This is a genomic window from Enterobacter sp. SES19 (assembly GCF_011765665.1).
Lineage (GTDB): Bacteria > Pseudomonadota > Gammaproteobacteria > Enterobacterales > Enterobacteriaceae > Enterobacter > Enterobacter pseudoroggenkampii.
In genome coordinates this window covers 1,594,113-1,619,681 of the sequence record NZ_CP050320.1, presented here as the reverse complement: position 1 = coordinate 1,619,681, position 25,569 = coordinate 1,594,113, and the positions used below count along the sequence as shown (strand labels likewise).

Annotated in this window: 19 protein-coding genes; 4 read left to right on the top strand and 15 right to left on the bottom strand. The window is 54.4% G+C overall.

Features of this window, described 5'->3' with window-relative positions; genetic code table 11:
• Positions 1-45: 45 nt before the first annotated feature.
• The 10 genes from GXP72_RS07595 to GXP72_RS07550 all read right to left on the bottom strand — a co-directional run bounded on the left by GXP72_RS07595 (position 46) and on the right by GXP72_RS07550 (position 12,966).
• Entirely contained in the window at positions 46-1,275 is a 1,230-nt protein-coding gene (locus GXP72_RS07595; protein ID WP_208763691.1) for a winged helix-turn-helix domain-containing protein, read from the bottom strand.
• Positions 1,276-1,319: 44 nt separating this feature from the next.
• Positions 1,320-2,297, bottom strand: a complete 978-nt coding sequence (gene lpxK / locus GXP72_RS07590; RefSeq protein WP_208763690.1) for a tetraacyldisaccharide 4'-kinase — start codon at positions 2,295-2,297, stop codon at positions 1,320-1,322.
• Positions 2,294-4,042 (bottom strand): lipid A ABC transporter ATP-binding protein/permease MsbA, encoded by a 1,749-nt coding sequence (gene msbA, locus GXP72_RS07585; RefSeq protein WP_024907792.1) that lies wholly within the window; start codon positions 4,040-4,042, stop codon positions 2,294-2,296. The genes lpxK and msbA overlap by 4 nt, the downstream gene beginning before the upstream one ends.
• A gap of 36 nt (positions 4,043-4,078) precedes the next feature.
• Positions 4,079-6,343, bottom strand: coding sequence for a ComEC family protein (locus GXP72_RS07580; RefSeq protein ID WP_090417531.1), 2,265 nt, complete (start codon positions 6,341-6,343; stop codon positions 4,079-4,081).
• 214 nt (positions 6,344-6,557) lie between these two features.
• Positions 6,558-6,845, bottom strand: a complete 288-nt coding sequence (gene ihfB / locus GXP72_RS07575; RefSeq protein ID WP_008499965.1) for an integration host factor subunit beta — start codon at positions 6,843-6,845, stop codon at positions 6,558-6,560.
• A 170-nt stretch (positions 6,846-7,015) separates the two neighbouring features.
• Positions 7,016-8,689 carry a 30S ribosomal protein S1 gene (rpsA, locus tag GXP72_RS07570; RefSeq protein WP_008499966.1) on the bottom strand — a complete coding sequence of 558 codons (1,674 nt, stop codon included), beginning with the start codon at positions 8,687-8,689 and terminating at the stop codon, positions 7,016-7,018.
• 111 nt (positions 8,690-8,800) lie between these two features.
• Positions 8,801-9,484, bottom strand: coding sequence for a (d)CMP kinase (gene cmk, locus GXP72_RS07565; RefSeq protein ID WP_024907794.1), 684 nt, complete (start codon positions 9,482-9,484; stop codon positions 8,801-8,803).
• A 185-nt stretch (positions 9,485-9,669) separates the two neighbouring features.
• Positions 9,670-10,953: a 3-phosphoshikimate 1-carboxyvinyltransferase gene (gene aroA, locus GXP72_RS07560; RefSeq protein WP_024907795.1), complete on the bottom strand. Its 1,284-nt coding sequence runs from the start codon at positions 10,951-10,953 to the stop codon at positions 9,670-9,672.
• 69 nt (positions 10,954-11,022) lie between these two features.
• Entirely contained in the window at positions 11,023-12,111 is a 1,089-nt protein-coding gene (serC, locus tag GXP72_RS07555; protein ID WP_024907796.1) for a 3-phosphoserine/phosphohydroxythreonine transaminase, read from the bottom strand.
• 162 nt (positions 12,112-12,273) lie between these two features.
• Positions 12,274-12,966, bottom strand: coding sequence for a DUF421 domain-containing protein (locus GXP72_RS07550; RefSeq protein WP_023310994.1), 693 nt, complete (start codon positions 12,964-12,966; stop codon positions 12,274-12,276).
• A 127-nt stretch (positions 12,967-13,093) separates the two neighbouring features.
• Between GXP72_RS07550 and ycaO the strand changes: the two genes are divergently transcribed.
• The 4 genes from ycaO to pflA all read left to right on the top strand — a co-directional run bounded on the left by ycaO (position 13,094) and on the right by pflA (position 19,396).
• Positions 13,094-14,854 carry a 30S ribosomal protein S12 methylthiotransferase accessory factor YcaO gene (gene ycaO / locus GXP72_RS07545; RefSeq protein WP_208763689.1) on the top strand — a complete coding sequence of 587 codons (1,761 nt, stop codon included), beginning with the start codon at positions 13,094-13,096 and terminating at the stop codon, positions 14,852-14,854.
• A 406-nt stretch (positions 14,855-15,260) separates the two neighbouring features.
• Positions 15,261-16,118 carry a formate transporter FocA gene (gene focA, locus GXP72_RS07540; RefSeq protein WP_008499974.1) on the top strand — a complete coding sequence of 286 codons (858 nt, stop codon included), beginning with the start codon at positions 15,261-15,263 and terminating at the stop codon, positions 16,116-16,118.
• A 51-nt stretch (positions 16,119-16,169) separates the two neighbouring features.
• On the top strand, positions 16,170-18,452 hold the full coding sequence (gene pflB, locus GXP72_RS07535; RefSeq protein ID WP_024907798.1) for a formate C-acetyltransferase: 2,283 nt from the start codon (positions 16,170-16,172) through the stop codon (positions 18,450-18,452).
• Between the two features lie 203 nt (positions 18,453-18,655).
• A complete protein-coding gene (pflA, locus tag GXP72_RS07530; RefSeq protein WP_024907799.1) occupies positions 18,656-19,396 on the top strand; it encodes a pyruvate formate lyase 1-activating protein in 741 nt (246 codons plus the stop codon).
• Between the two features lie 35 nt (positions 19,397-19,431).
• Here the strand turns inward: pflA and GXP72_RS07525 are convergent, their stop codons facing one another.
• The 5 genes from GXP72_RS07525 to dmsA all read right to left on the bottom strand — a co-directional run bounded on the left by GXP72_RS07525 (position 19,432) and on the right by dmsA (position 25,438).
• Entirely contained in the window at positions 19,432-19,953 is a 522-nt protein-coding gene (locus GXP72_RS07525) for an anti-virulence regulator CigR family protein (protein ID WP_090417534.1), read from the bottom strand.
• Between the two features lie 123 nt (positions 19,954-20,076).
• Entirely contained in the window at positions 20,077-21,225 is a 1,149-nt protein-coding gene (locus tag GXP72_RS07520) for an MFS transporter (protein WP_208763688.1), read from the bottom strand.
• A gap of 275 nt (positions 21,226-21,500) precedes the next feature.
• Positions 21,501-22,364 carry a dimethyl sulfoxide reductase anchor subunit family protein gene (locus GXP72_RS07515; RefSeq protein ID WP_157188856.1) on the bottom strand — a complete coding sequence of 288 codons (864 nt, stop codon included), beginning with the start codon at positions 22,362-22,364 and terminating at the stop codon, positions 21,501-21,503.
• 1 nt (position 22,365) lies between these two features.
• Entirely contained in the window at positions 22,366-22,983 is a 618-nt protein-coding gene (locus GXP72_RS07510) for a DMSO/selenate family reductase complex B subunit (protein ID WP_048990987.1), read from the bottom strand.
• Between the two features lie 10 nt (positions 22,984-22,993).
• Positions 22,994-25,438, bottom strand: coding sequence for a dimethylsulfoxide reductase subunit A (dmsA, locus tag GXP72_RS07505; protein WP_208763687.1), 2,445 nt, complete (start codon positions 25,436-25,438; stop codon positions 22,994-22,996).
• Between the last annotated feature and the right edge of the window lie 131 nt (positions 25,439-25,569).

Genomic DNA, 25,569 nt, shown 5'->3' with positions numbered 1-25,569 from the left:
AGTTCCTCCGTATGGGTAATCGCTAAAGCTTAACACATTCCCTTTTCAGGGCGTGCCTGTTTCCCAGCCACTTCGACAGGATGTAAACAGTCCGTCGGGTACCCGGCCCAGCGTCACGTCGTCGGCACCCTGCCAGCGCGCGAATTCGCTAATGGCGGACGTTAACCCTTTTTCCAGGCTCGCCGTCACCCTGACGCCCTCTTGCAGATAAAGCGCAATGATTTCAAGCGTGCCGGTCTTGCGGTGCATTTTGGCGTCCATGCGCCCGACCAGCTGTCCCTTATGCAACAGCGGTAAAACAAAGTAACCATACTGGCGCTTTGGGGCCGGGGTATAACATTCCAGCCGGTAGCTGAAATCAAAGAGCTGCTCGGCGCGTTTTCTGTCCCAGACAACCGGGTCGAAAGGCGACAATACCGCGCTGTGGGTTGCCTGAAGTTTCCCCTCCAGAGCCTGAGGCAATAACGGGAGGAGATCCGCATGCAGCCACATTTCACCCAGCGTTTCCACGGTAACGGGAATGACGCGCTGTTCGCGTTGCCACATGTCCAGCAGCGGTTTTAGCGCGGGCTGACGCAGGCGATAATAATCTGCCAGCCACTGCGCGCGAAAAATCCCCAGGCTACGGGCGCTGTTCTCCAGCATAACGGCCTCGGCCGCCTCCTGGGTAAGCAGGTCGCGCTCGTCGTCCCAGTGCGGCATCACGCGATGCGTAAGGTCGTAGACGCGCTGAAAATTACGCCGTTCAATCACCATGACTTTGCCAGAGGTAAACAGCCCTTCGAGATGACGTTTGTGCGGCTTCCACTCCCACCAGCCGCTTGTAACCTTACGCGGGTGTTCAAAATCGGCGGAGCGTACGGGACCGTTTTCCTGAATATGCGCGATAAGCTGCTCAATTTCGGCCGCATGTTCCAGCATCCACGCCTGTCGGTATTTCCAGCCCATCTTTTCAGGGGCAAGCATACGGTGGCGAACCAGGGCAAAATCGCTGCGGGGCAGAAAGCAGGCTTCGTGCGCCCAGTACTCCATTAACTCCCCCTTGCTGAGCGCCTCATCCAGCCACTGAGAAGGATAACTCCCCAGGCGGCTAAACAGGACAAGGTAAGGGCTGCGGGCCACAATGTTAATGGTGTCGATTTGAAGTAGCGACATGCGCTGAACGGTCGAGAGAATATCGGCAGGCTGCGCGCGGCGGCGGGGCTTTTTGAGCAGCCCCTGCGCGGCAAGGTGTAAATGACGTGCAGCTGAAAGCGAGAGTTGCGGTAAAGACATGCGTTTTCCTGTCAGTCAAAGCGCCACCAGAACCGCGTAAGCCTTTACTGCACCAACGCAATCAGTTCCTTGAGCAATTGTTCCGGCTGCTCGCCGCTGAGTTCAGCGTCAACCGGCAGATACCACCAGTTATCTTTCGCAAAGGCACGGCATTTCACCGCATCTTTTTCGGTCATGATCAGCGCTTGTCCGGGTACGGTCAGGGCGTCTACCTGCCCTTCCACCAGCGCCTGATGGTCGGCCAGCGGAACGCGTTTTTCCAGCCGGGCACCACACTGTTCCAGCGTCGCGAAGAAGCGTGGCGGATGGCCAATCCCCGCCATCGCCACCAGTGAAGGCAGCTCCGCAACCGACCGGCGTTCCTCCGTCACCAGGTTGATCGCCAGACCCGGCTGAAGATGCATCGGGATTTCACCCGCATTTGCCTCACCACCGTTCACAATCACCGCATCGACGGACTTAAGACGCGAAGCGCGTTCGCGCATGGGCCCTGCAGGTAACCACCAGCCGTTACCAAAACGGCGAACGCCGTCGATAACCACAATCTCTTTATCACGCGCCAGGGCGTAATGCTGCAGGCCATCGTCAGTGATAATGATTTGCACCGCGTGTTCGGCAAGCAGTGCCTGAACGGCGTCGCTGCGCACCGGGGAGACCGCAACCGGTGCGCCGGTACGCTGGAAAATCAATACCGGTTCATCACCCGCTTCGGCGGTCGTGGTTTCCGCCATCAGCAGCAGCGGATAACGCGCCGCTTTGCCACCATATCCGCGCGATACCACCCCCGGGCGGATGCCGCGTTTTTGCAATTGCTCCACCAGCCAGATCACCACCGGCGTTTTACCGTTGCCACCCGCCGTAAGATTACCGACAACCACAACCGGAACCGGCGCGCGCCAGGCACGCTTCAGCCCCAGACGGTAAAGCAGACGGATTGTGCCGCTCACCAGGCCGTATAGCCAGGAGAGCGGCAAAAGCAGCAGCCACAGCGGGGATTCACCGGACCAGATGCGTGCAATCATTCGCCAAACTGCATCTTATGAAGCTGGGCGTAAACGCCGCGGTGTTCCAGCAGGTCAGCATGGCTTCCGCGTTCAACAATGATGCCGTCCTCAACCACGACGATTTCGTCAGCCTGCTCGATAGTCGACAGGCGGTGCGCAATCACCAGCGAGGTACGGTTCTTTTGCAGTTCATCCAGTGCCGACTGAATAGCGCGTTCAGATTCCGTATCCAGCGCAGAGGTCGCTTCGTCCAGGATCAGGATCGGGCTGTCACGCAGCAGCGCACGCGCAATGGCGATACGCTGACGCTGACCACCGGAGAGCAGTACCCCATTCTCACCGATTATCGTATCCAGACCGTTATCCATCTTGTTGATAAAGTCCATTGCGTAGGCCATCCGCGCGGCGTTCTCAATCTGCTCGCGGCTGTACTCATCCGTGCGCGCATAGGCAATGTTGTTAGCCACGGTATCGTTGAACAGGTGCACGTTCTGGGAAACCAGCGCCACCTGATTACGCAGCGACTGCAGGGTATATTCCCGCAGGTCATGACCGTCTAACAGGATCTCACCTTCGTTAATATCATAGAAACGGGTGATCAGGCTGGCAATGGTCGATTTACCCGAGCCGGAACGCCCCACCAGCGCCACAGTTTTACCCGCCGGAATGGACAGATTGATATTACGCAGCGCCGGCGTTTCACGACCAGGGTAGGCGAAGGTAACGTTGCGGAATTCGACATCGCCACGGGCGCGCTCAATTTCGCGTGTACCTTCGTCTTTTTCCTGCTCGGAATCCAGAATGCTGAACAACGTCTGGCAGGCGGCCATCCCGCGCTGGAACTGGGCGTTGACGTTCGTCAGTGATTTCAGCGGACGCATCAGGGCAATCATAGAGGAGAAGACCACTGTGATGGTACCCGCCGTCAGCGTCTCCATGACGCTCGGGAAGCTTGCTGCATACAGGACGAATGCCAGTGCCAGGGAGGCAATCAGCTGAATAATCGGATCTGAGATGGAAGAGGCCGAGACCATTTTCATCCCCTGCAGACGCATTTTGTTGCTGACTTTGTCAAAGCGGTGGGTTTCGACTTCCTGACCGCCAAAAATCAGGACTTCTTTGTGTCCTTTCAGCATCTGTTCCGCGCTGGTCGTTACCTGTCCCATCGTATTCTGCATATTCTTACTGATATTGCGGAAGCGCTTTGAAACGACACGGATGGCAATAGAAACCACCGGCGCCAGCACGATAAGGATGATTGACAGCTGCCAGCTGTAATAGAACATCATTGCGAACAGGCCAATGATCGACGCGCCCTCACGCACGACGGTGATCAGTGCGCTTGATGACGAGGAGGCAACCTGCTCTGAGTCGTAGGTAATACGGGACAGCAGCGTCCCGGTAGACTGCTTATCGAAGAATGAGACCGGCATCCCCATCATGTGACTGAACAGGCGACGGCGCATGGTCATCACCACTTTCCCGGATACCCAGGAAATACAGTAGCTGGAGATATAGCTGGTGATGCCGCGCAAGATCATCAGTCCGATAACCACCAGAGGCATCCATAGCAACACTGAGCGATCCGTTTTACCAAAACCGTCGTCCAGTAACGGTTTGAGAAGCGATAGCATAAAAGTATCGCTGGCTGCGTTGAGGATTAACGCTACTCCCGCCACGATCAGGCCTGTTTTAAAGGGCGCAATCATCGGCCAGAGTCGGCGGAAGGTTTGCCACGTGGAGAGATCTTTGTCGTTATGCATTCAAAAAACCAGCATTCGTTGAAATAGCCGCATATTCTACCCGTTATCGACGGGCGCGCCAAACCACTGATGATACCAAACGGGTAAATATTGTTCTCGCAAGCGCCGGATTTGCCAGTGATGTTGCGAGAATGTCACCGATATTTGTCCAGAATGAGGAGTATCATGCCAGATATACCCCTCTTTTCGATAACGTCGGACAACTTTTGTCGACGGGAATCGCCATGCGTTATAGCGGGCTGCTGAATCCAGGGCGATCTGACCTTCTACCCGCTGGACCAGCGGCAATGAAGACGAAGTGTTGCTGCCATGATGAGGCACCTGGATTAGCGTGGACGTCAGATAACGCCAGTAATGGCTAAGCATAGCCTGTTCCGCTTGTGCTTCAATATCCCCTGTTAGCAGCACGCTCTGCTTGCCGTCGCCCACCTTTACCACGCAGGAACGGTTGTTTCCCTGAGCCGGGTAATTTTCAGGGGGCCAGTGGACGCTGAAGGTAAGTCCCTGCCATTGCCATCTCTGCCCGCGAAAACAGGGGCGATGTCCCGCCTGGCGCAAGGGGCTTCTTACCCACACGTCAGGCCACGTTTTTTGCAACGATGCGAGGCCTCCCGCATGGTCGAGGTGTTCATGACTGAGAATTACGCCTTCAGGCCGCAGGTGATGCCAGCGCAGCCAGGGAATAATTAACCGCTGCGCGCTATCCCCGCCCGGCCAGGCGAGTCCGGTATCATAAAGAATGGCTTTTCCCTGTCGTTCAATGACCATGGCCAGCCCCTGCCCCACGTCCAGCATATGCAGCGTCCAGCTCTCGCTTTTTGCCGTTCGCCAGAGAGGAAATGCCAGTAAGACGCTTCCTGCAAGACAAACGGCAGGAAGGGTTTTCCATGCGCGAAAACGCCAGGCAATGATGCTCAACCACGGCAGTAATGTCATGTATTGCCAGCGTTGGTCGACATTCTGCCAGCCGTCAGGCAGGCGCATGAGGAGCCAGAACAACCCCGCTAGTGACTTATCTGCTGCGAACCAGACGACGCTTTCCAGTGCCGCCAGCGGCAGCAGATGAAGCAGCATACCGAGCAGGATCAGCGGCACGGAGACAAACGTCACCAGGGGAACGGCGAAGAGATTCGCGACCAGGGAGGAGATACTGAAGCCATGGAAAATCAGGACCTGTAACGGCATGAGCAGCATCAGCATGCCGACCTGCAGATGGAGCAGATTCAGTAGTGGCCTTATAGGTCGAGCTCGTTGCCAGTCAGGAAGAGGAAGCCACTGAAACCAGAAAATGAGCGCGGCGACGGCAAATGCGGACAGGGCCAGACTCTGCGAAAGTACGGCTAGGGGATCGCTTATGAGGATCGCCGCGATACAGCACACCCATACCTGCCAGGGAGACCATTGACGGGCCGCGATCCGCAATATGGCAAGCACAGCAAGCGCGATGACCGTTCGTAGCGCAGGAGGTTGCAGACCGGTAAGCCAGGCGTAGAAAGCGGCAAAGCACAACCCGGCCAGGAGAGGCATCTGCCAGTGGACCCGGTGGCTGGGTAATAAAAACTGGAGCCCACGTGCGAGTAACCAGACGAGGGATGCTGCCAGCGCGATATGCAGACCCGAAATCGCCATCAAATGCAGCGTGCCGGTTTCACGCATCAGGTCTTTTATTTCCCGGGGCACATCCAGACGTTCCCCCATTCCCAGTCCGAGGATAACCGCCCCCCAGCGGTAAGCCGAAAGTCGGTTTTGCAGTGACATCAGGTATTGCGCTCGCAGGCTGCAGCGCCCATCGACGAGTTCAGCACGGGTGAAGCGCCCGCTTAGGGTTTGATGTTGGGCAAAAGCGCTGCGCTGAGAATCATATCCGCCGTCGTTCAGTTCGCCATGAGCAGGCCTGAGCCTGAGCGTCATGGTCCAGCGCTGACCGGCGCACGATTTCTGGGGCAGATAATTGCCATACAGCGTTACGCCGGTGGAGGCCCACCAGCGCTTGCCATCGACGCTGCGAATGTTTCCCTGATGCAGAGTGGCGCCGTCGGTCGCGGTGAGCTCTACCTCGGCCTGCACGGCCCCCGTTGTTAAATGCTGCATCGGCCAGACGCTCTCCTGTGCGGCCAGAATGCCCCACGCACAAAATAACAGCGTAATACCAGCATACTTCACTCGATGGTTTTGCCATGCAGCAATCACTATCCCGCCAGCCACCATGACCCACACGGTGTAAGGTGATGGCAGTTCAGGTAACCAGAGTAACGGAACTATCGCCAGAATGGCGCAGACGCTAAGCGCGGGAATTCCCATTGCTACCTCCCTGTTTCAGGGTGGCAGTATGCAAGCAGGTTGAGCGGGTCGTCAGGTGTGAAGGATGCGATTTACAGCAAGCGCAGCAAGGTATTTAACGGGTTGCAGAAAACGAAACGAAAAATGCGGGGCACCTTCAGAATGAAAGCGACAGAGACAAAAAAAGCACCCGCAGGTGCTTTCTTTCGAACCCAGTTTAACCGGCTGGCTAAACTCAGTTGCCGTAAATATTGGCGCGATCGCGCAGTTCTTTACCCGGCTTAAAGTGTGGAACGTACTTACCTTCCAGCTCGACTTTATCGCCAGTTTTCGGGTTACGCCCGGTACGTGGAGCACGATAGTGCAGAGAAAAACTACCGAAACCGCGGATTTCAATGCGCTCGCCCTGGGCAAGAGTGGAGGCCATATGCTCCAGCATCTCTTTTACGGCATCTTCCACTGCCTTGGCAGGGATATGCGGTTGCTGACTGGCAAGTCTTTCAATCAATTCTGACTTGGTCATGATTCCTCCGGTTCCTTTCAAACCAATTAGCTGAACAGCTCATTAAACAAGGGCGGCCGTAGCCGCCCTTTGTTATTGATTACAGGACGAATCCTGCAATCTGTCAAGTTTGCTCCTCATCCTTCGCGCTGTAAATGCGTTACAGCGCAACTGATGCTGAGAACCTGATATTACTCGCCTTTAGCTGCTTTGAAAGCTTCAGCCATTGCGTTGTTAGAGAAGTTTGCATCTTCCTGTTTGTTAACAGTTGCGATTGCATCTTTCTCATCAGCTTCGTCTTTAGCACGAACAGACAGGCTGATTGCACGGTTCTTACGGTCAACACCGGTGAACTTAGCTTCAACGTCGTCGCCTACGTTCAGAACCAGAGTGGCATCTTCAACGCGGTCACGTGAAGCTTCAGAAGCGCGCAGGTAACCTTCAACGCCGTCAGCCAGTTCTACGGTTGCGCCTTTAGCGTCAACTGCAGTTACTTTACCGTTTACGATTGCGCCTTTCTTGTTCAGTGCAACCCAGTTGTTGAACGGATCTTCTGCGAGCTGTTTAACGCCCAGGGAGATACGCTCACGCTCTGCGTCAACCTGCAGAACAACTGCAGCGATTTCGTCGCCTTTTTTGTATTCACGAACTGCTTCTTCGCCTGCAACGTTCCAGGAGATGTCAGACAGGTGAACCAGGCCATCGATGCCGCCGTCCAGGCCGATGAAGATACCGAAGTCAGTGATAGACTTGATTTTACCTTCAACACGGTCGCCCTTGTTGTGGGTTTCCGCGAACTGCTGCCATGGGTTGTTTTTGCACTGTTTCAGGCCCAGGGAGATACGACGACGTTCTTCGTCGATATCCAGAACCATCACTTCCACTACATCACCAACGTTAACAACTTTGGATGGGTGGATGTTTTTGTTGGTCCAGTCCATTTCGGAAACGTGCACCAGACCTTCAACGCCTTCTTCGATTTCAACGAAGCAGCCGTAGTCAGTCAGGTTGGTTACGCGACCAGTCAGTTTAGTACCTTCTGGGTAACGCTTAGCGATAGCTACCCATGGATCTTCGCCCAGCTGTTTCAGGCCGAGGGATACACGAGTACGCTCGCGGTCGAACTTCAGCACTTTAACAGTGATTTCGTCGCCCACGTTCACGATTTCGCTTGGGTGCTTAACGCGTTTCCACGCCATGTCGGTGATGTGCAGCAGGCCATCAACGCCGCCCAGGTCAACGAATGCGCCGTAGTCAGTGAGGTTCTTAACGATACCTTTGACTTCCATGCCTTCCTGCAGGTTTTCCAGCAGCTGATCGCGTTCTGCGCTGTTTTCGGATTCGATAACGGCACGACGGGAAACAACAACGTTGTTACGCTTCTGGTCCAGCTTGATTACTTTGAACTCAAGCTCTTTGCCTTCCAGGTGCAGAGTGTCACGAACTGGACGAACGTCTACCAGAGAACCTGGCAGGAACGCACGAATACCATTCAGCTCAACAGTGAAGCCACCTTTAACTTTGCCGTTGATAACACCGACCACAGTTTCAGCTTCTTCGTAAGCTTTTTCCAGCGTGATCCATGCTTCGTGACGTTTCGCTTTCTCACGAGAAAGCAGGGTTTCACCGAAGCCGTCTTCTACTGCGTCCAGAGCAACGTCAACTTCGTCGCCAACCTGGATTTCCAGCTCGCCCTGGGCGTTTTTGAACTGCTCTGCCGGAATGGCGGACTCAGATTTCAGACCGGCGTCAACCAGTACTACGTCTTTGTCGATAGCAACAACAACACCGCGAACGATGGAACCCGGGCGGGTTTCGATTTCTTTTAAGGATTCTTCAAACAGTTGAGCAAAAGATTCAGTCATGTTTAATCTTCAGGTTAATATTAACGTCCACCTGGCTCCGTGCCGGATGGGGTTGTTTCACATACCCGCCGTCAATCCATTGCAGCGGGGGTACTGCTAAATCGGTCGCGATTACGCGAGTGCCAGTTTTTGGCGCGCATATTGTAGCGCTTTTTCAATCACTTGCTCAATAGTTAAACTGGTTGAATCCAGAACTAATGCATCTTCTGCTGGAACAAGTGGGGCGACGGCGCGGTTACGATCGCGGTCATCGCGCTCTTTTATCTCGGATAAAAGGCGATCAAAGTTAACACTAAACCCCTTTTCCTGCAACTGAAGCATGCGGCGTTGCGCACGTTCTTCCGAAGAGGCGTCAAGGAAAATTTTCACAGGTGCATCAGGGAAGACCACGGTTCCCATATCACGTCCGTCCGCGATCAGACCCGGGGCTTCACGAAACGCGCGCTGACGACGCAACAGCGCCTCGCGAACGCGCGGGAAGGCCGCGACCTGCGAGGCCGCATTCGCCACTTCCTGAGTACGTATTTCGCCGCTCACGTCTTCCCCTTCAAGGATGACTTCCAGGTTGCCATCGGTTGACACGAAGCGCACATCCAGATGCGCAGCCAGCGGAACCAGCGCCTCTTCAGACGCGACATCCACGTGATGATGCAGCGCGGCCAGCGCCAGCACGCGATAGATTGCTCCCGAATCTAAAAGATGCCATTGCAATGCTTCCGCCATCGCTTTGCACAGAGTCCCTTTCCCTGCGCCACTCGGCCCATCAATGGTGATTACCGGGGCAATTGCCGTCATCTTTTTCTCCTTAAATAAGGCATACCGTTTACATGAACGCCGCGCATTATACGCGCCAACGTGCGCAACTGTTACCTTTGCGTGCAAATTACGGAATGATTGAAGCAGAGTGTAGAAGAAATGAGCGGAGGTGTTCGTAATGAAGCGTAAGCAAAAGCCGCATCGGGCGATGCGGCAAGGCGTTATCAGGCCAGCGTACTAATGCGTGCCAGCTGTTCGAAGTAGTCCGGGAAGGTTTTCGCGGTACATTTCGGGTCAAGGATCGTGACAGGCGTATCTGACAGCGCCACCAGCGAGAAGCACATCGCCATACGGTGATCGTTGTAGGTTCCGATTTCCGCAAACTGCAGTTTTGCAGGAGGCGTGACGCGAATGTAGTCTTCGCCCTCTTCCACCTCGGCACCGACTTTTCGCAGCTCTGTCGCCATCGCGAACAGGCGGTCCGTCTCTTTTACGCGCCAGTTGTAGATGTTACGCAGCGTGGTCGTGCCTTTGGCGAACAGTGCCGCCGTGGCAATGGTCATCGCCGCATCCGGGATATGGTTCATGTCCATGTCGATGGCGTTCAGCTCACCGTGGGTACAGGAGATAAAGTCATCGCCCCAGGTGACAATGGCGCCCATTTTTTCCAGCACGTCCGCAAAACGGATATCGCCCTGCACGCTGTTACGGCCAATACCGGTCACTTTTACCGTTCCGCCCTTAATCGCACCCGCGGCCAGGAAGTAGGACGCGGATGACGCATCCCCTTCAACCAGGTAGTTGCCCGGAGACTGGTACTGCTGTGCCCCGCGCACCACGAAGCGCTGATAAGACTGGTTTTCCACCTCAACGCCGAAAGTTTTCATCAGGTGCAGCGTGATATCAATGTACGGTTTGGAGACCAGCTCGCCTTTAATCGTGATAACTGTATCCTGCGGGGCCAGCGGCGCGGTCATCAGCAGTGCCGTCAGGAACTGGCTGGAGACGCTGCCGTCAACCTCGACGTGACCGCCGGTAAAACCGCCGCGCAGACGCAGTGGCGGATAGTTTTCCTGCTCCAGATAGTCAATCTGCGCGCCGCCCTGACGCAGGGCATCCACCAGGTGACCAATCGGGCGCTCTTTCATGCGCGGCTCGCCGGTCAGCACAATATTGTTGCTTCCCAGGCACAGGGCCGCCGCCAGCGGGCGCATCGCGGTACCCGCGTTGCCCAGAAAAAGCTCAAGCTCTTCACCCGAGCGCAGCGCGCCGCCGTTGCCGGTCACTTCGCAGCGGGTACGATCGTCGGAGAGAGTGTAATGAACGCCCAACGCTTTCAGCGCATTGAGCATATGGCGCACGTCATCGCTGTCCAGCAGGTTTGTGAGGACGGTGGTGCCGTTTGCCAGAGCTGCCAGCAGCAGAGCGCGGTTCGAGACACTTTTTGAACCAGGCAGATTGATGGTGCCATCTACCCGCGCGATAGGTTGTAACGTCAGGGATTCCATGAAAACTAAACTCTCAACTCAACATAATAAAAACCCCGCAGGGGCGCTGCGGGGGTGAAAAACAGCAAATTAACCGTGACGACGTTCGAAGTCGATCATGAAATCCGTCAGGGCTTTAACGCCTTCCAGCGGCATCGCGTTATAGATGGAGGCACGCATGCCGCCCACGACACGGTGACCTTTGAGCGCGTGCAGACCTGCAGCGAAGGACTCTTCCAGGAACACTTTGTCCAGGTTGCTGTCCGCCAGCTGGAACGGTACATTCATGCGGGAACGGTTAGCGTTCGCTACATCGTTGCGGTAGAAATCGCTCTTGTCGATCACGCCATACAGCAGTTCAGCTTTCTGCTGATTCACCTTGTCCATCTGCGCCACGCCGCCGTTTTGCTTCAGCCATTTGAAGACCAGGCCGGAGAGATACCAGGCAAACGTGGGTGGGGTGTTGAACATAGAATCGTTATCGTTCAGCACGGTGTAATCGAGAATCGACGGGCAGGATGTATGTGCTTTACCCAGCAGGTCTTCACGCACGATAACAATCGTCAGGCCTGCAGGGCCGATATTTTTCTGTGCGCCCGCGTAGATCACGCCATAACGGCTGACGTCAATTGGCGCAGACAGAATGGTGGAGGAGAAGTCAGCGGCAACCACGACATCGCTGCCGAAGTCTGGCGTCTCGTCGATGGCAATCCCGTCAATGGTTTCGTTCGGGCAGTAGTGCAGATACGCTGCATTATCAGAAAGCTGCCACTCGCGCATTGGCTTCACGGCGCGCAGACCGTCAACGGTCACTTTGGCGTCGATCACATTCGGCGTGCAGTATTTATGCGCTTCTTTAATGGCGCTTGCTGCCCAGTAACCCGCATCAACGTAGTCAGCCGTCGTTTTGTCACCGAGGATATTCAGCGGAATACCCGCAAACTGGCCGCGTCCACCGCCGTGACAGAACAATACTTTGTAGTTCGAGGGAATATTCAGCAGATCGCGAAAATCCTTTTCTGCCTCTTCCGCCACCTGAATAAACTCTTTACCCCGGTGGCTGATTTCCATCACCGACGTACCGAGACCGTTCCAGTCACAAAGTTCCTGTTGAGCCTGTTTAAGCACGTCTGCCGGTAACATTGCCGGACCTGAACTGAAATTAAAGACTTGAGCCATTTCCCCTCACCACGCTAAAAGCCATAAGTTATAACTGTGGATATCGGTTTTATCATTCAGTGACACGCGCCGCAATGTCTAAAACTTATGACCCGTGAAATGTGCCCCGCGTCACACAAAACAATCTGCCGCCTCGTTAAGACAAAACCGACAAAATGGCTGTCAGGTGATGCGTTTGGCCCGGCTAACCTTCGTCCATTCCGGATTTGCACAGCGAGGGCATAATTGACGATCCCCCGGCTGCATCGCCACAACATGGCTACATCTTACGCAAGCATACTCGCCTGATTCAGGCACCGTTCTGAAACGCTCAATGAGCATATCCGGCAGGATACACAGCCCCGGCTTCACCTCGTCGTCAGAATAGTAATAGACGCTGATCTGCCCGTTAGTTTCCATGATCGCCAGACGCACCTGCCCGAGCTGTTCCACGCTGTTCAGGCGTAGCTCCATAAAGAACTCAAACTCGGTCATATTGGCGCTTTGTACATTTTCCCAGGCCAGCTGTCCGTCCTCGACGATAACGACCGGCTTCCCTTCAAGCAGATCTTCCAGCTTTTCACTTTTCGACATCAGCCACATGACAAGACGGTAAAGTAGCGCCAGTGAGACAAAAACGATAAACACCGGCACCATCGGCACATCATCATAGAAGGCGACGTCCCCCGCCGCTGAACCCAGCGTCAGAATAATCAACACCTCAAAGAGCGACATCTGCCTTACGCCGCGACGGCCGGTGATTTTAAGAAACAGGAAGACAAGTACGAAGGTATACAGGCTGCGCAGCGCCACTTCGCCCAGAAATTCAGGAGGAACTTTATCAAACGCCATCCGCTGGAGATCAAACGCTTTCATTTTTCTATGCCTTAACAGTAGGTTACTGAGTGTAAGCATAGCTCAGGCATTTATTTTCGCCGAAGATAGCACCCGTCACGCAAAACCCGTATCATTGCGCGCTTTACGTACGATAAAAGTGAACGCCATGACTCAAACGTTTATCCCCGGCAAAGACGCCGCTCTGGAAGATTCCATCGCTCGCTTCCAGCAGAAACTGACCGACCTGGGTTTTAACATCGAAGAAGCCTCCTGGCTCAATCCGGTGCCTCATGTCTGGTCCGTGCATATTCGCGATAAAGACTGTGCCCTGTGCTTTACCAACGGTAAAGGCGCGACGAAAAAAGCGGCACTGGCCTCCGCGCTGGGTGAGTATTTTGAGCGTCTGTCCACCAACTATTTCTTCGCTGACTTCTGGCTGGGCGAAACCATCGCCAACGGCCCGTTCGTTCACTATCCGAACGAAAAATGGTTCCCACTGACGGAAGACGACGAACTGCCGGAAGGTATTCTCGACGCGCGTCTGCGCGCTTTCTACGATCCGGAAAACGAACTGACCGCCAGCATGCTGATCGATCTGCAGTCCGGAAACGACGATCGCGGTATCTGCGCCCTGCCCTTTACCCGTCAGTCTGACGAGCAGACCGTCTATATCCCGATGAACATCGTCGGCAACCTGTATGTGTCTAACGGCATGTCCGCCGGTAACACCCGCAATGAAGCGCGCGTGCAGGGTCTGTCTGAAGTCTTCGAGCGTCACATCAAAAACCGCATTATTGCCGAATCCATCAGCCTGCCTGAAATTCCGGCAGACGTGCTGGCGCGCTACCCGGGCGTGGTGGAATCCATCGCCAAACTGGAAGCAGAAGGTTTCCCAATCTTTGCCTATGACGGCTCTCTGGGCGGTAAGTACCCGGTTGTCTGCGTCGTGCTGTTTAACCCAACCAACGGCACCTGCTTCGCCTCTTTCGGCGCGCACCCGGACTTCGGCGTGGCGCTGGAGCGTACCGTTACCGAACTGCTGCAGGGCCGTAGCCTGAAAGATCTCGACGTGTTTACGCCGCCAACGTTTGACGACGAAGAAGTGGCCGAGCATACCAACCTCGAAACCCACTTCATCGATTCCAGCGGCTTAATTTCCTGGGATATGTTCAAGCAGGACGCCGACTATCCGTTCGTGGACTGGAGCTTTGCCGGAACCACGGAAGAAGAGTTCGCCACGCTGATGGCGATCTTCAACTCGGAAGATCAGGAAGTGTATATTGCCGATTACGAGCATCTTGGCGTCTACGCGTGCCGCATTATTGTTCCGGGCATGTCCGACATCTACCCTGCTGAAGATCTGTGGCTGGCGAATAACAGCATGGGTGCGCACCTGCGCGAAACGCTGCTGGCACTGCCGGGCAGCGAATGGGAGAAAGAAGATTACCTGAACCTGATCGCCCAACTGGACGAAGAAGGCCACGATGACTTCACCCGCGTACGCGAACTGCTGGGTCTGGCGACCGGTAAAGACAACGGCTGGTATACCCTGCGTATTGGTGAGCTGAAAGCAATGCTGGCCCTGGCGGGTGGCGATTTGGATCAGGCTCTGGCCTGGACCGAGTGGACCATGGAATTCAACCAGTCGGTCTTCTCTGCCGAGCGCACCAACTATTACCGTTGCCTGCAAACCCTGCTGCTGCTTGCACAGGAAGAGGATCGCGAACCGCTGCAATACCTGAATGCTTTCGTGCGTATGTACGGTGCTGAAGCCGTAGAAGCAGCCAGCGCGGCCCTGAGCGGCGAAGCGCCGTTCTATGGCCTGCAGGCTGTTGATAGCGATCTGAAAGCCTTCCCGGCGCATCAGTCACTTCTGAAGGCCTACGAAAAGCTGCAGAAAGCAAAAGCCGCTTACTGGTCAAAATAAGCGCACATAACATTACCAGCAGTAGGCGTATTCAATCGTCTGGGCTATATTACGGGGCAATTTCATTGCCCCGTTTTTTATTTTCTTCGGCAATGATTGTTGATTGTAATAATAAAGTTAAATACGGGTAAATATAATAATATTGATCTGGGCTTTACTGTTACTTTTTATGGTTAATACTCCATATTAATTAACTGCTTCAGAGGTGGCTGAACGAAAAAATTCAACTCTTTTCATAACTTTTAAAATTTATTTTTATACGGATAATCAAATACTTACTCCGCATTTGTCGTAAAACCATACACACTGCGGGCCTATAAGCCAGGCGAGATATGATCTATATCAATTTCTCTTCTATAATGCTTTGTTAGTATCTCGTCGCCGACTTAATAAAGAGAGAGTTAGTGTGAAAGCTGACAACCCTTTTGATCTTTTACTCCCCGCTGCAATGGCTAAAGTTGCCGAAGAAGCGGGTGTCTATAAAGCAACGAAACACCCGATGAAGACGTTCTATCTGGCGATCACGGCTGGTGTGTTCATCTCTATCGCTTTCGTCTTCTATATCACCGCCACCACCGGTACTGCCGGAATGCCTTTCGGCATGGCCAAACTGATTGGCGGCATTTGCTTCTCACTGGGTCTGATTCTCTGCGTCATCTGCGGCGCCGACCTCTTCACCTCAACGGTGCTGATTGTCGTGGCCAAGGCCAGCGGAAGAATTACCTGGGGTCAGCTGGCACGTAACTGGCTTAACGTCTACGTGGGTAACCTGGTTGGCTGTCTGCTCTTTGTTTTGTTGATGTGGCTTTCTGGCGAGTACATGACCGCCAACGGTGGCTGGGGCCTTAACGTCCTGCAAACCGCCGACCACAAAATGCACCACACATTTATCGAAGCCGTTGCTCTCGGCATCCTCGCTAACCTGATGGTCTGCCTGGCTGTATGGATGAGCTACTCGGGTCGTAGCCTGATGGACAAAGCCTTAATTATGGTTCTGCCGGTTGCGATGTTCGTTGCCAGCGGCTTTGAGCACAGTATCGCGAATATGTTCATGATCCCAATGGGCATTGTTATCCGCGACTTTGCGAGCCCGGAGTTTTGGACCGCAGTTGGTTCATCCCCGGAAAGTTTCTCTCACCTGACTATTATGAATTTCATTACTGATAACCTGATCCCTGTCACTATCGGGAACATTATCGGTGGGGGTCTGTTAGTTGGGTTGACATACTGGGTCATTTACCTGCGTGGCGACGATCATCATTGATGGTTTTCTCAGGCAGTAAATAAAAAATCCACTTAAGAAGGTAGGTGTTACATGTCCGAGCTTAATGAAAAGTTAGCCACAGCCTGGGAAGGTTTTGCGAAAGGTGACTGGCAGAATGAAGTAAACGTACGTGACTTCATTCAGAAAAACTATACCCCGTATGAAGGTGACGAATCCTTCCTGGCTGGCGCAACTGACGCGACCACCAAGCTGTGGGACAGCGTAATGGAAGGCGTTAAACTGGAAAACCGCACTCACGCGCCAGTTGATTTTGACACCTCCGTTGCTTCCACCATCACTTCTCACGATGCTGGCTATATCAACAAAGCCCTTGAGAAAATCGTTGGTCTGCAGACTGAAGCACCACTGAAACGCGCAATCATCCCGTTCGGTGGCATCAAAATGGTTGAAGGTTCCTGCAAAGCGTATAACCGCGAGCTGGACCCAATGCTGAAAAAAATCTTCACCGAATACCGCAAAACCCACAACCAGGGTGTATTCGATGTTTACACCAAAGACATTCTGAACTGCCGTAAATCTGGCGTTCTGACTGGTCTGCCAGATGCGTATGGCCGTGGCCGTATCATCGGTGACTACCGTCGCGTTGCGCTGTACGGTATCGACTTCCTGATGAAAGACAAATACGCTCAGTTCGTGTCTCTGCAGTCCGATCTGGAAAACGGCGTAAACCTGGAAGCGACTATCCGTCTGCGTGAAGAAATCGCTGAACAGCACCGCGCGCTGGGTCAGATCAAAGAGATGGCAGCTAAATATGGCTGCGATATCTCTGGTCCTGCTACCAACGCTCAGGAAGCTATCCAGTGGACCTACTTCGGCTACCTGGCCGCAGTTAAGTCTCAGAACGGTGCAGCAATGTCCTTCGGTCGCGTATCCACCTTCCTGGATGCGTACATCGAACGTGATATCAAAGCAGGCAAAATCACCGAGCAAGACGCTCAGGAAATGATTGACCACCTGGTCATGAAACTGCGTATGGTTCGCTTCCTGCGTACTCCAGAATACGATGAGCTGTTCTCCGGTGACCCAATCTGGGCAACTGAATCCATCGGCGGTATGGGCGTTGACGGCCGTACTCTGGTAACCAAAAACAGCTTCCGCTTCCTGAACACCCTGTACACCATGGGTCCTTCTCCGGAGCCGAACATCACCGTTCTGTGGTCTGAAAAACTGCCTCTGAACTTCAAGAAATTCGCCGCTAAAGTGTCTATCGATACCTCTTCTCTGCAGTACGAGAACGATGACCTGATGCGTCCGGACTTCAACAACGACGATTACGCTATCGCTTGCTGCGTAAGCCCAATGGTTGTTGGTAAACAAATGCAGTTCTTCGGTGCGCGTGCAAACCTGGCGAAAACCATGCTGTACGCAATCAACGGCGGCGTTGATGAAAAACTGAAAATGCAGGTTGGTCCTAAGTCTGAGCCGATCAAAGGCGACGTTCTGAACTTCGATGAAGTCATGGACCGCATGGATCACTTCATGGACTGGCTGGCTAAACAGTATGTCACTGCGCTGAACGTTATCCACTACATGCACGACAAGTACAGCTACGAAGCCTCTCTGATGGCGTTGCACGACCGTGACGTTATCCGCACCATGGCGTGTGGTATCGCTGGTCTGTCCGTTGCTGCTGACTCCCTGTCTGCAATCAAATATGCGAAAGTTAAACCAATTCGTGACGAAGACGGCCTGGCTGTAGACTTCGAAATCGAGGGTGAATATCCGCAGTTTGGTAACAACGACTCTCGCGTTGATGACATGGCGGTTGACCTGGTAGAACGTTTCATGAAGAAAATTCAGAAACTGACTACCTACCGTAACGCTATCCCGACTCAGTCTGTTCTGACCATCACCTCTAACGTTGTGTATGGTAAGAAAACCGGTAACACCCCAGACGGTCGTCGTGCTGGCGCGCCATTCGGCCCAGGTGCTAACCCAATGCACGGTCGTGACCAGAAAGGTGCGGTTGCCTCTCTGACCTCCGTTGCTAAACTGCCGTTTGCTTACGCGAAAGATGGTATCTCTTACACCTTCTCTATCGTGCCAAACGCGCTGGGTAAAGACGACGAAGTGCGTAAAACTAACCTCGCGGGTCTGATGGATGGTTACTTCCACCACGAAGCGTCCATCGAAGGTGGTCAGCACCTGAACGTGAACGTTATGAACCGTGAAATGCTGCTCGACGCGATGGAACACCCTGAGAAATATCCTCAGCTGACCATCCGCGTATCTGGCTACGCAGTACGTTTTAACTCCCTGACTAAAGAACAGCAGCAGGACGTTATCACCCGTACTTTCACTCAGTCCATGTAAGTGGAATTGACTGAAATCACGCGTTAACAAGCGTACAATAAAGGCTCCACGTCAGTGGGGCCTTTTTAGCACCCTCTCCACCTCAGTCTCTTTTGTCCGCTATCTATACTGAATGGATAACAGCCAAAACAGACTTAACACAGCCGGCTTTGAGCTGTGCATACACAGGCCCGGGACGGGCCGATGATGGAGATATCACCGCAATGTCAACTATTGGTCGTATTCACTCCTTTGAATCCTGTGGCACCGTCGATGGCCCGGGTATCCGCTTTATCACTTTTTTCCAGGGCTGCCTGATGCGCTGCCTGTACTGCCATAACCGCGACACCTGGGACACGCACGGCGGTAAAGAAGTCACCGTCGACGATCTGATGAAAGAGGTGGTGACCTATCGCCACTTTATGAACGCCTCCGGCGGCGGCGTCACCGCATCCGGCGGTGAAGCCATTCTGCAGGCTGAATTTGTCCGCGACTGGTTCCGCGCCTGCCGCAAAGAAGGCATTCATACCTGTCTCGATACCAACGGCTTTGTACGTCGCTACGATCCGGTTATCGACGAGTTGCTCGAAGTGACCGATCTGGTGATGCTCGATCTCAAACAGATGAACGATGAGATCCACCAGAACCTCGTTGGTGTTTCAAACCACCGCACGCTGGAATTTGCCAAATACATTGCCGATAAAGGCATTAAAACCTGGATCCGCTACGTGGTGGTGCCTGGCTGGTCAGACGACGACGACTCCGCGCACCGCCTCGGGGAATTTACTCGCGATATGGGCAACGTCGAGAAAATCGAGCTTCTGCCCTATCACGAGCTGGGTAAACATAAGTGGGTGGCAATGGGTGAAGAGTACAAACTCGATGGCGTGAAGCCGCCGAAGAAAGAGACGATGGAACGCGTCAAAGGTATTCTTGAACAGTACGGCCACAAGGTAATGTATTAAAGAAAGGCCCGGTGAGAACCGGGCCTTTTTATATTCTATTTAAAGACGCCGTTAATAACGGACGTCACAATAGCTGTACTCAGTGCAATTAAGACCAGGTCGTCACCCACTACCCGCCACTCATAGCCTGGATAGGAAGGAAGCTGACCCAGCATTGAGGCTGGCACGGCCTTCTTCGCAATACCTGGAGGCAGTGGTTTACCGCGCGCCAGGTTTTTTGCGATCCCCGGAGGCAGTGACTTATAGCCCGTTAAGCCGTAATTCACGGCCAGATGGCGGGCATGATCGAAACTCACGCGAGCGTCGACATCGCTACCGACATCTTTACTGCTTTTAACGCTCTTATCCGATTTTCCAGGATTATCCTGACCGTTATTTTGCTTATTGCCATGGTTACCAGAATTCCCGTTACCATGACTGCCGCTGTTACCCTGTCCGCCACCGTTTCCGTGACCATTGCCATTCCCGTTTCCAGGATTAGCCATGACCGGAGCCGTTGCAAACGTTAAAGACAACACTACGGCAAGTGCGGTAGTGGAAAAACGACGAGTAGACATGATTGCTGCCTTATTGTGGTAGGACTCACCTGAATTATCGTCCGGCGCAATAAACAAACAATAAGTAAAACTCTGAGTTGTGATGGGGACAAAAAAGCCTGTCATCGACAGGCTTTTAATTCATCAGGCATGTGCCACAGGCGTTGGATGTTCGCCCGCTTTACGCAGCAGCATTAACAGATAAATAAACGACACGCTGGCGATCATGATAAACAGTAAATTGTCGGAGTAATTCTGCATCAGCATCGCGGTAAACGTCGGCCCTAACAGGCTGCCGATGGTATAGCTCAGTAACAGCGCCTGGTTCATTGCCACCAGTTGGTGATGTTCAACTTTCTCACAGGCCCAGGCCATCGCGACGGGATAGAGCGTAAAGCCAGCAGCCCCGAGAATGAACAGCGCAGTTGCCATCGCGGCGTTGCTGAGCATAGCAAGACAGCCCATGATCACCACGAAGACCTGAACGCGCAGCACCAGCAGACGGCCAAAGCGGTCCGCCAGGCGGCCAATTGGCCATTGTCCCACAATACCCGCACTCACCATCACCGCCATCCAGAAGCCAATTCCGGAGTCGCTGACGCCCTGATGGTTCAGATAGAGCGGCATCAGGCCATAGAGCGAGCCGAGGACAATCCCCGAGATAATGCAGCCGTTAACACCCAGACGCGCCTGACGCAGCCTCAGCATTGGCCAGACGTGGGTTGCTTCCTGGTGTTCGCTGTTCTGGTTCACAATGCGCGTAAAGAGCAGCGGCAGGATCGCGGCCAGCACCATACCGGTCACCCACGGCAGAACGCTCATCAGGTCGGTTGGCAGCTTGCTTACCATCAGTTGTCCCAGCACGGTGCCGACGTAATAAACCATCATGTAGGCAGCCAGCAGGCGACCGCGGTTGCGGGAGGTGCCGCTGCACATCAGCGCACTTTCAACGACCACCCAAATCATCGCGCAGCCGACACCGGCGATAAAGCGCCATGCCATCCAGCTCCAGAAGCCGACCATCAGGCCCAGCCCCGCACACCCGGCAGCGAAAATCAGCGAAGCCAGATAATAGCTACGGTTAAAGCCAAAGCGCTTGATCAGGCTCCCGGTCACCAGCGTACCCAGCAGGTTCCCGGTAAAAAAGGATGAGCTGACCATACCCACCTGCCAGGTCGGTAAGTTTTCATGGGCGAGCCACAGCGGGACGAGCGTATTTAACACTGCGATCGCCAGGGTCAACAGAAGCAGGCCACAGAGCAACAGCAGCACTGGCCGGGTATAGGTGGTCATGGATTAAAAACCGTGAGGAAGTTCAGATTTCGTGCGCATCATGCCACTGGCAAAAACAAAGTCAATCCACTGATTTAGCCGCCTCGCACAATATGTTCCCTGTCGATTTAAAAAACTTATCCTGCTAATGCCACGCCTGCTATAGATATTAATTATGTCTCTGTTTTCATTTATTAATGGGCAAAATTAAAACAAAACGACAGTCGAAAAATTTCATGATCGAAAAAAGAAAAAGCCGGGCACTCAGGCCCGGCTTGATATAACCCAATACACCGTTAACTGGCGACAGCCATACCTACGGTCATATGCAACCCGTAGAACACGCCGCGACCAATCAGTTCACCCGCCAGTACCAGTACGAAAGCCAGTGACAGCAGCGGTAGCGCAGGCTGATAACCTTTGAGCTGAGGGGCAATCCAGAATACCAGCGCGGCGACCAGCAGAACGATACGCCAGGCCATCAGAGAACCGTAGTCCGGCACCAGGGCAGAGGCCTGCTGGATAGAGCTGTGAATGGTTGCCAGTTCAGAACCCTGCATCAGGGCAACCATCGCACTCACTACCAGCGCCAGCAGCGAAACCGCGGGCAGCAAACGCATTGCCCACCCGTCTACGCCCGCCACGCGCAGCAGCAGGTAGCCCAGCAGCGGCCCGCCGATAAACATCGTCAGGAAGAAGCTCATTGGCGTCCAGACGCTGTACCAGGTGGGGACGGTATCAATGGTGTTATAGACGCGCACCATCATCCACACGAACACCACGCCCAGCACCATGGTCACGATCAGCCACAGGCTGCGCAGACCCGCAGGTAATTTCTTCATCGCGGCCAGCAGCCAGCCTAGCCCACCGACAGCAAAGAAAATTGCCCCGCTGGCAATCTCGTTACTGAGGGACGATGCGCCCACGCGGTTCAGAGAGTTAAACGCGCGCATCGGTGAACCCAGGTGCAGCGTTGAGGCGATAAAGCCAATCCCCATCAGCACCCACAGGCCAAACATGCTCAACACCAGACGCTGCTGCTGTTCAGCATTGAGGTTCCCTTTTAACAACGCCAGCGCGAGCACAATGAAACCGCCCGCCACGCACTGACCAAAGACCGTGAAGATCATCAGCGGCCATTCATGCCATCCACTTCCCATCTCACACCTCCTTCGGATTTGCCAGGTAGCCGGTGGTGTCACCTGTAGGACGGCTGTTGGCGTTAGGTTTAATCACAATACTCGGCTTCGTGAAGTGCGCAGACGGCAGCGGCGCCACGGCGGCAAGCTGACCATGTTTTTGACGCAGCTCTTCAATGGTACCAAAGTCCAGCGCGCGCAGCGGACAGGACTCGACGCAAATCGGCTTTTTGCCATCCGCCACGCGGGTGTGGCAACCGTCGCATTTGGTCATATGGCCCTTGGCGGCGTTGTACTGCGGCGCGCCGTACGGGCAGGCCATATGACAGTACCGACAGCCGATGCAGACATCTTCGTCCACCACCACAAAACCGTCTTCACGCTTGTGCATCGCCCCGCTCGGGCAGACCTTGGTGCAGGCCGGATCTTCACAGTGGTTACAGGCAATCGACAGGTAATACGCAAAGACGTTCTGATGCCAGACGCCGTTATCTTCCTGCCAGTCGCCACCGGCGTATTCGTAAATGCGGCGGAAGCTGACGTCCGGGGTCAGGTCTTTGTAATCTTTACAGGCCAGCTCGCAGGTTTTGCACCCGGTGCAACGGCTGGAATCAATAAAAAATCCATACTGGGTTGTCATCGGCTACTCCTTAAACCTTTTCAACCTGGACAAGGTTTGTGTGGGATGGGTTGCCCTTCGCCAGCGGCGACGGACGCTGCGTGGTCAGCACGTTAATACTGCCCGCCTGGTCGATGCGGTTGGCATCAGGGCTGTACCAGGCCCCTTCCCCCAGCGCCACCACGCCTGGCATCATGCGCGGCGTCACTTTGGCCTCAATGTGCACCTCGCCGCGACCGTTGAAGATGCGTACGCGATCGCCATTGCTGATGCCGCGTGCTTTAGCATCCATCGGGTTGATCCACATCTCCTGACGGCAGGCGGCTTTCAGCACGTCGACGTTGCCGTAGGTGGAGTGCACGCGCGCTTTGTAGTGGAAACCGGTCAGCTGCAGCGGGAATTTCGCCGTCAGCGGATCGTTGTAGTTTTCGAAACCTGGCGTGTAGATCGGCAGCGGATCGATAACGTCTCCTTCCGGCAGCTCCCAGGTCGACGCGATTTTTGCCAGCTCTTCGGAGTAGATTTCGATTTTGCCCGACGGCGTGGTCAACGGGTTCGCCTGAGGATCTTCACGGAACGCTTTATACGCTACGTGATGCCCTTCCGGATCGCGCTGTTTGTACATACCCTGCTTGCGGAAGGTGTCGAAGTCCGGCAGTTCAGGGATCGCTTTACGGGAGAGTTCATGCAGATGACGCATCCACCCTTCCTGAGTACGTCCCTCGGTAAACTGCTGCTCAACGCCAAGACGTTTCGCCAGCTCAGAGGTCATCTCATAGATGGTTTTGCACTCGAAGCGCGGTTTAATCGCCTGGTCAGTAAAGATCACGTAGGACATGTTGCCGCAGGAGGCGTCCAGCGCGAAATCCATCTGCTCAGAGGCGGTGCAGTCCGGTAGCAGGATATCGGCATATTTCGCCGAGGAGGTCATGTGGCAGTCGATCACTACAATCATCTCGCACTTCTTGTCATCCTGCAGGATTTCATGAGTGCGGTTGATTTCTGAATGCTGGTTGATGAGACAGTTACCGGCATAGTTCCAGATCATCTTGATCGGCACGTCCAGCTTGTCTTTGCCGCGTACGCCGTCGCGCAGGGCGGTCATTTCCGGACCCCGTTCGATCGCATCGGTCCACATAAACATGGAGATGCTGGTCTGAACCGGGTTATCCAGCGTCGGCATACGTTCGAACGGCACTTCATATGAGCCTTCACGCGCGCCGGTGTTACCGCCGTGAATGCCTACGTTGCCGGTCAGAATGGAAAGCATGGAGATGGCACGTGTCGCGATTTCACCGTTCGCATGACGCTGCGGCCCCCAGCCCTGGCTGATATAGGCCGGTTTGGCTGAGCCAATCTCACGCGCCAGCTGAACGATACGCTCTGGCGGGATGCCGGTGATGGTGGACGCCCATTCCGGCGTTTTTGCTACACCATCGCTGCCCTGACCGAGGATATACGCCTTGTAGTGACCGTTTGCCGGCGCGCTGGCGGGCAGGGTTTTCTCGTCATAGCCGACGCAGTATTTATCCAGGAAAGACTGATCGACAAGGTTCTCTGTGATCATCACCCACGCCAGGGCGGAGACCAGCGCCGCATCGGTACCCGGACGAATGGGGATCCACTCATCTTCGCGTCCGGCACCGGTGTCGGTATAGCGCGGATCGATGATGATCATGCGGGCATTGGATTTAGCGCGGGCCTGTTCGAGGTAGTAGGTCACCCCGCCGCCGCTCATGCGGGTTTCGCCCGGATTGTTACCAAACAGGACGACCAGCTTACTGTTTTCGATATCAGACGGGCTGTTGCCGTCCGCCCAGCCGCCATAGGTGTAGTTCAGGCCAGCAGCGATCTGCGCCGAAGAGTAGTCACCATAGTGATTGAGATAACCGCCGCAGCAGTTCATCAGGCGCGCCACCAGCGTTTTTCCCGGTGGCCAGGAGCGGGTCAGCGTGCCGCCAAGCGTCCCGGTACCGTAGTTCAGGTAGATAGATTCGTTACCGTACTCTTTAATCAAACGCTGCATGTTGGTGGCGATGATGTCGTAGGCTTCGTCCCAGCTAATTCGCTCGAACTTCCCTTCCCCGCGCTTACCGACGCGCTTCATCGGGTATTTCAGGCGGTCCGGATTATAGACACGACGACGCATGGAGCGACCACGCAGGCAGGCACGGACCTGATGTAACCCTTCGTAGTTATCGTCCCCGGTATTGTCGGTTTCGACATATTTAATTTCACCATCCACCACATGCATACGTAGCGGACAACGGCTACCGCAGTTTACGGTACAGGCACTCCACACCACTTTTTCCGGGGCAGTGGCCGGGGACAGAGCCTCTGCCGCCGACGCCAGTCGGGTAAAGGGGAGCGTGAAGGCACTGCTGGCTACGGCCAGGCCGCCTATGGCCGTGGTTTTCATCAACCCACGGCGAGTGACCTCGGCAGCCATTAATGCTTCAGGCGCGTTGATTTTCATAGAGACTCACTTTGGTTGCTCACAAAGAAAAGAGAGGCGGCGCATACCGCTATGTAGTTTTATATATAACGAATATCTTCGTTATCAGCTTTTTGTGCTGACTTTCATTCGGAGGAGTATTACTACTTTAG

Excerpts from the sequence above, each read along its gene's own strand:
- dmsA (WP_208763687.1), bottom strand. The coding sequence starts at position 25,438 with ATGAAAATCAACGCGCCTGAAGCATTAATGGCTGCCGAGGTCACTCGC.
- GXP72_RS07520 (WP_208763688.1), bottom strand. The coding sequence starts at position 21,225 with ATGACCACCTATACCCGGCCAGTGCTGCTGTTGCTCTGTGGCCTGCTT.
- cmk (WP_024907794.1), bottom strand. The coding sequence starts at position 9,484 with ATGACGGCAATTGCCCCGGTAATCACCATTGATGGGCCGAGTGGCGCA.
- GXP72_RS07580 (WP_090417531.1), bottom strand. The coding sequence starts at position 6,343 with ATGGGAATTCCCGCGCTTAGCGTCTGCGCCATTCTGGCGATAGTTCCG.
- GXP72_RS07525 (WP_090417534.1), bottom strand. The coding sequence starts at position 19,953 with ATGTCTACTCGTCGTTTTTCCACTACCGCACTTGCCGTAGTGTTGTCT.
- lpxK (WP_208763690.1), bottom strand. The coding sequence starts at position 2,297 with ATGATTGCACGCATCTGGTCCGGTGAATCCCCGCTGTGGCTGCTGCTT.
- rpsA (WP_008499966.1), bottom strand. The coding sequence starts at position 8,689 with ATGACTGAATCTTTTGCTCAACTGTTTGAAGAATCCTTAAAAGAAATC.
- GXP72_RS07550 (WP_023310994.1), bottom strand. The coding sequence starts at position 12,966 with ATGAAAGCGTTTGATCTCCAGCGGATGGCGTTTGATAAAGTTCCTCCT.
- GXP72_RS07515 (WP_157188856.1), bottom strand. The coding sequence starts at position 22,364 with ATGGGAAGTGGATGGCATGAATGGCCGCTGATGATCTTCACGGTCTTT.
- pflB (WP_024907798.1), top strand. The coding sequence starts at position 16,170 with ATGTCCGAGCTTAATGAAAAGTTAGCCACAGCCTGGGAAGGTTTTGCG.
- GXP72_RS07510 (WP_048990987.1), bottom strand. The coding sequence starts at position 22,983 with ATGACAACCCAGTATGGATTTTTTATTGATTCCAGCCGTTGCACCGGG.
- aroA (WP_024907795.1), bottom strand. The coding sequence starts at position 10,953 with ATGGAATCCCTGACGTTACAACCTATCGCGCGGGTAGATGGCACCATC.
- GXP72_RS07595 (WP_208763691.1), bottom strand. The coding sequence starts at position 1,275 with ATGTCTTTACCGCAACTCTCGCTTTCAGCTGCACGTCATTTACACCTT.
- ihfB (WP_008499965.1), bottom strand. The coding sequence starts at position 6,845 with ATGACCAAGTCAGAATTGATTGAAAGACTTGCCAGTCAGCAACCGCAT.
- ycaO (WP_208763689.1), top strand. The coding sequence starts at position 13,094 with ATGACTCAAACGTTTATCCCCGGCAAAGACGCCGCTCTGGAAGATTCC.
- pflA (WP_024907799.1), top strand. The coding sequence starts at position 18,656 with ATGTCAACTATTGGTCGTATTCACTCCTTTGAATCCTGTGGCACCGTC.
- serC (WP_024907796.1), bottom strand. The coding sequence starts at position 12,111 with ATGGCTCAAGTCTTTAATTTCAGTTCAGGTCCGGCAATGTTACCGGCA.
- msbA (WP_024907792.1), bottom strand. The coding sequence starts at position 4,042 with ATGCATAACGACAAAGATCTCTCCACGTGGCAAACCTTCCGCCGACTC.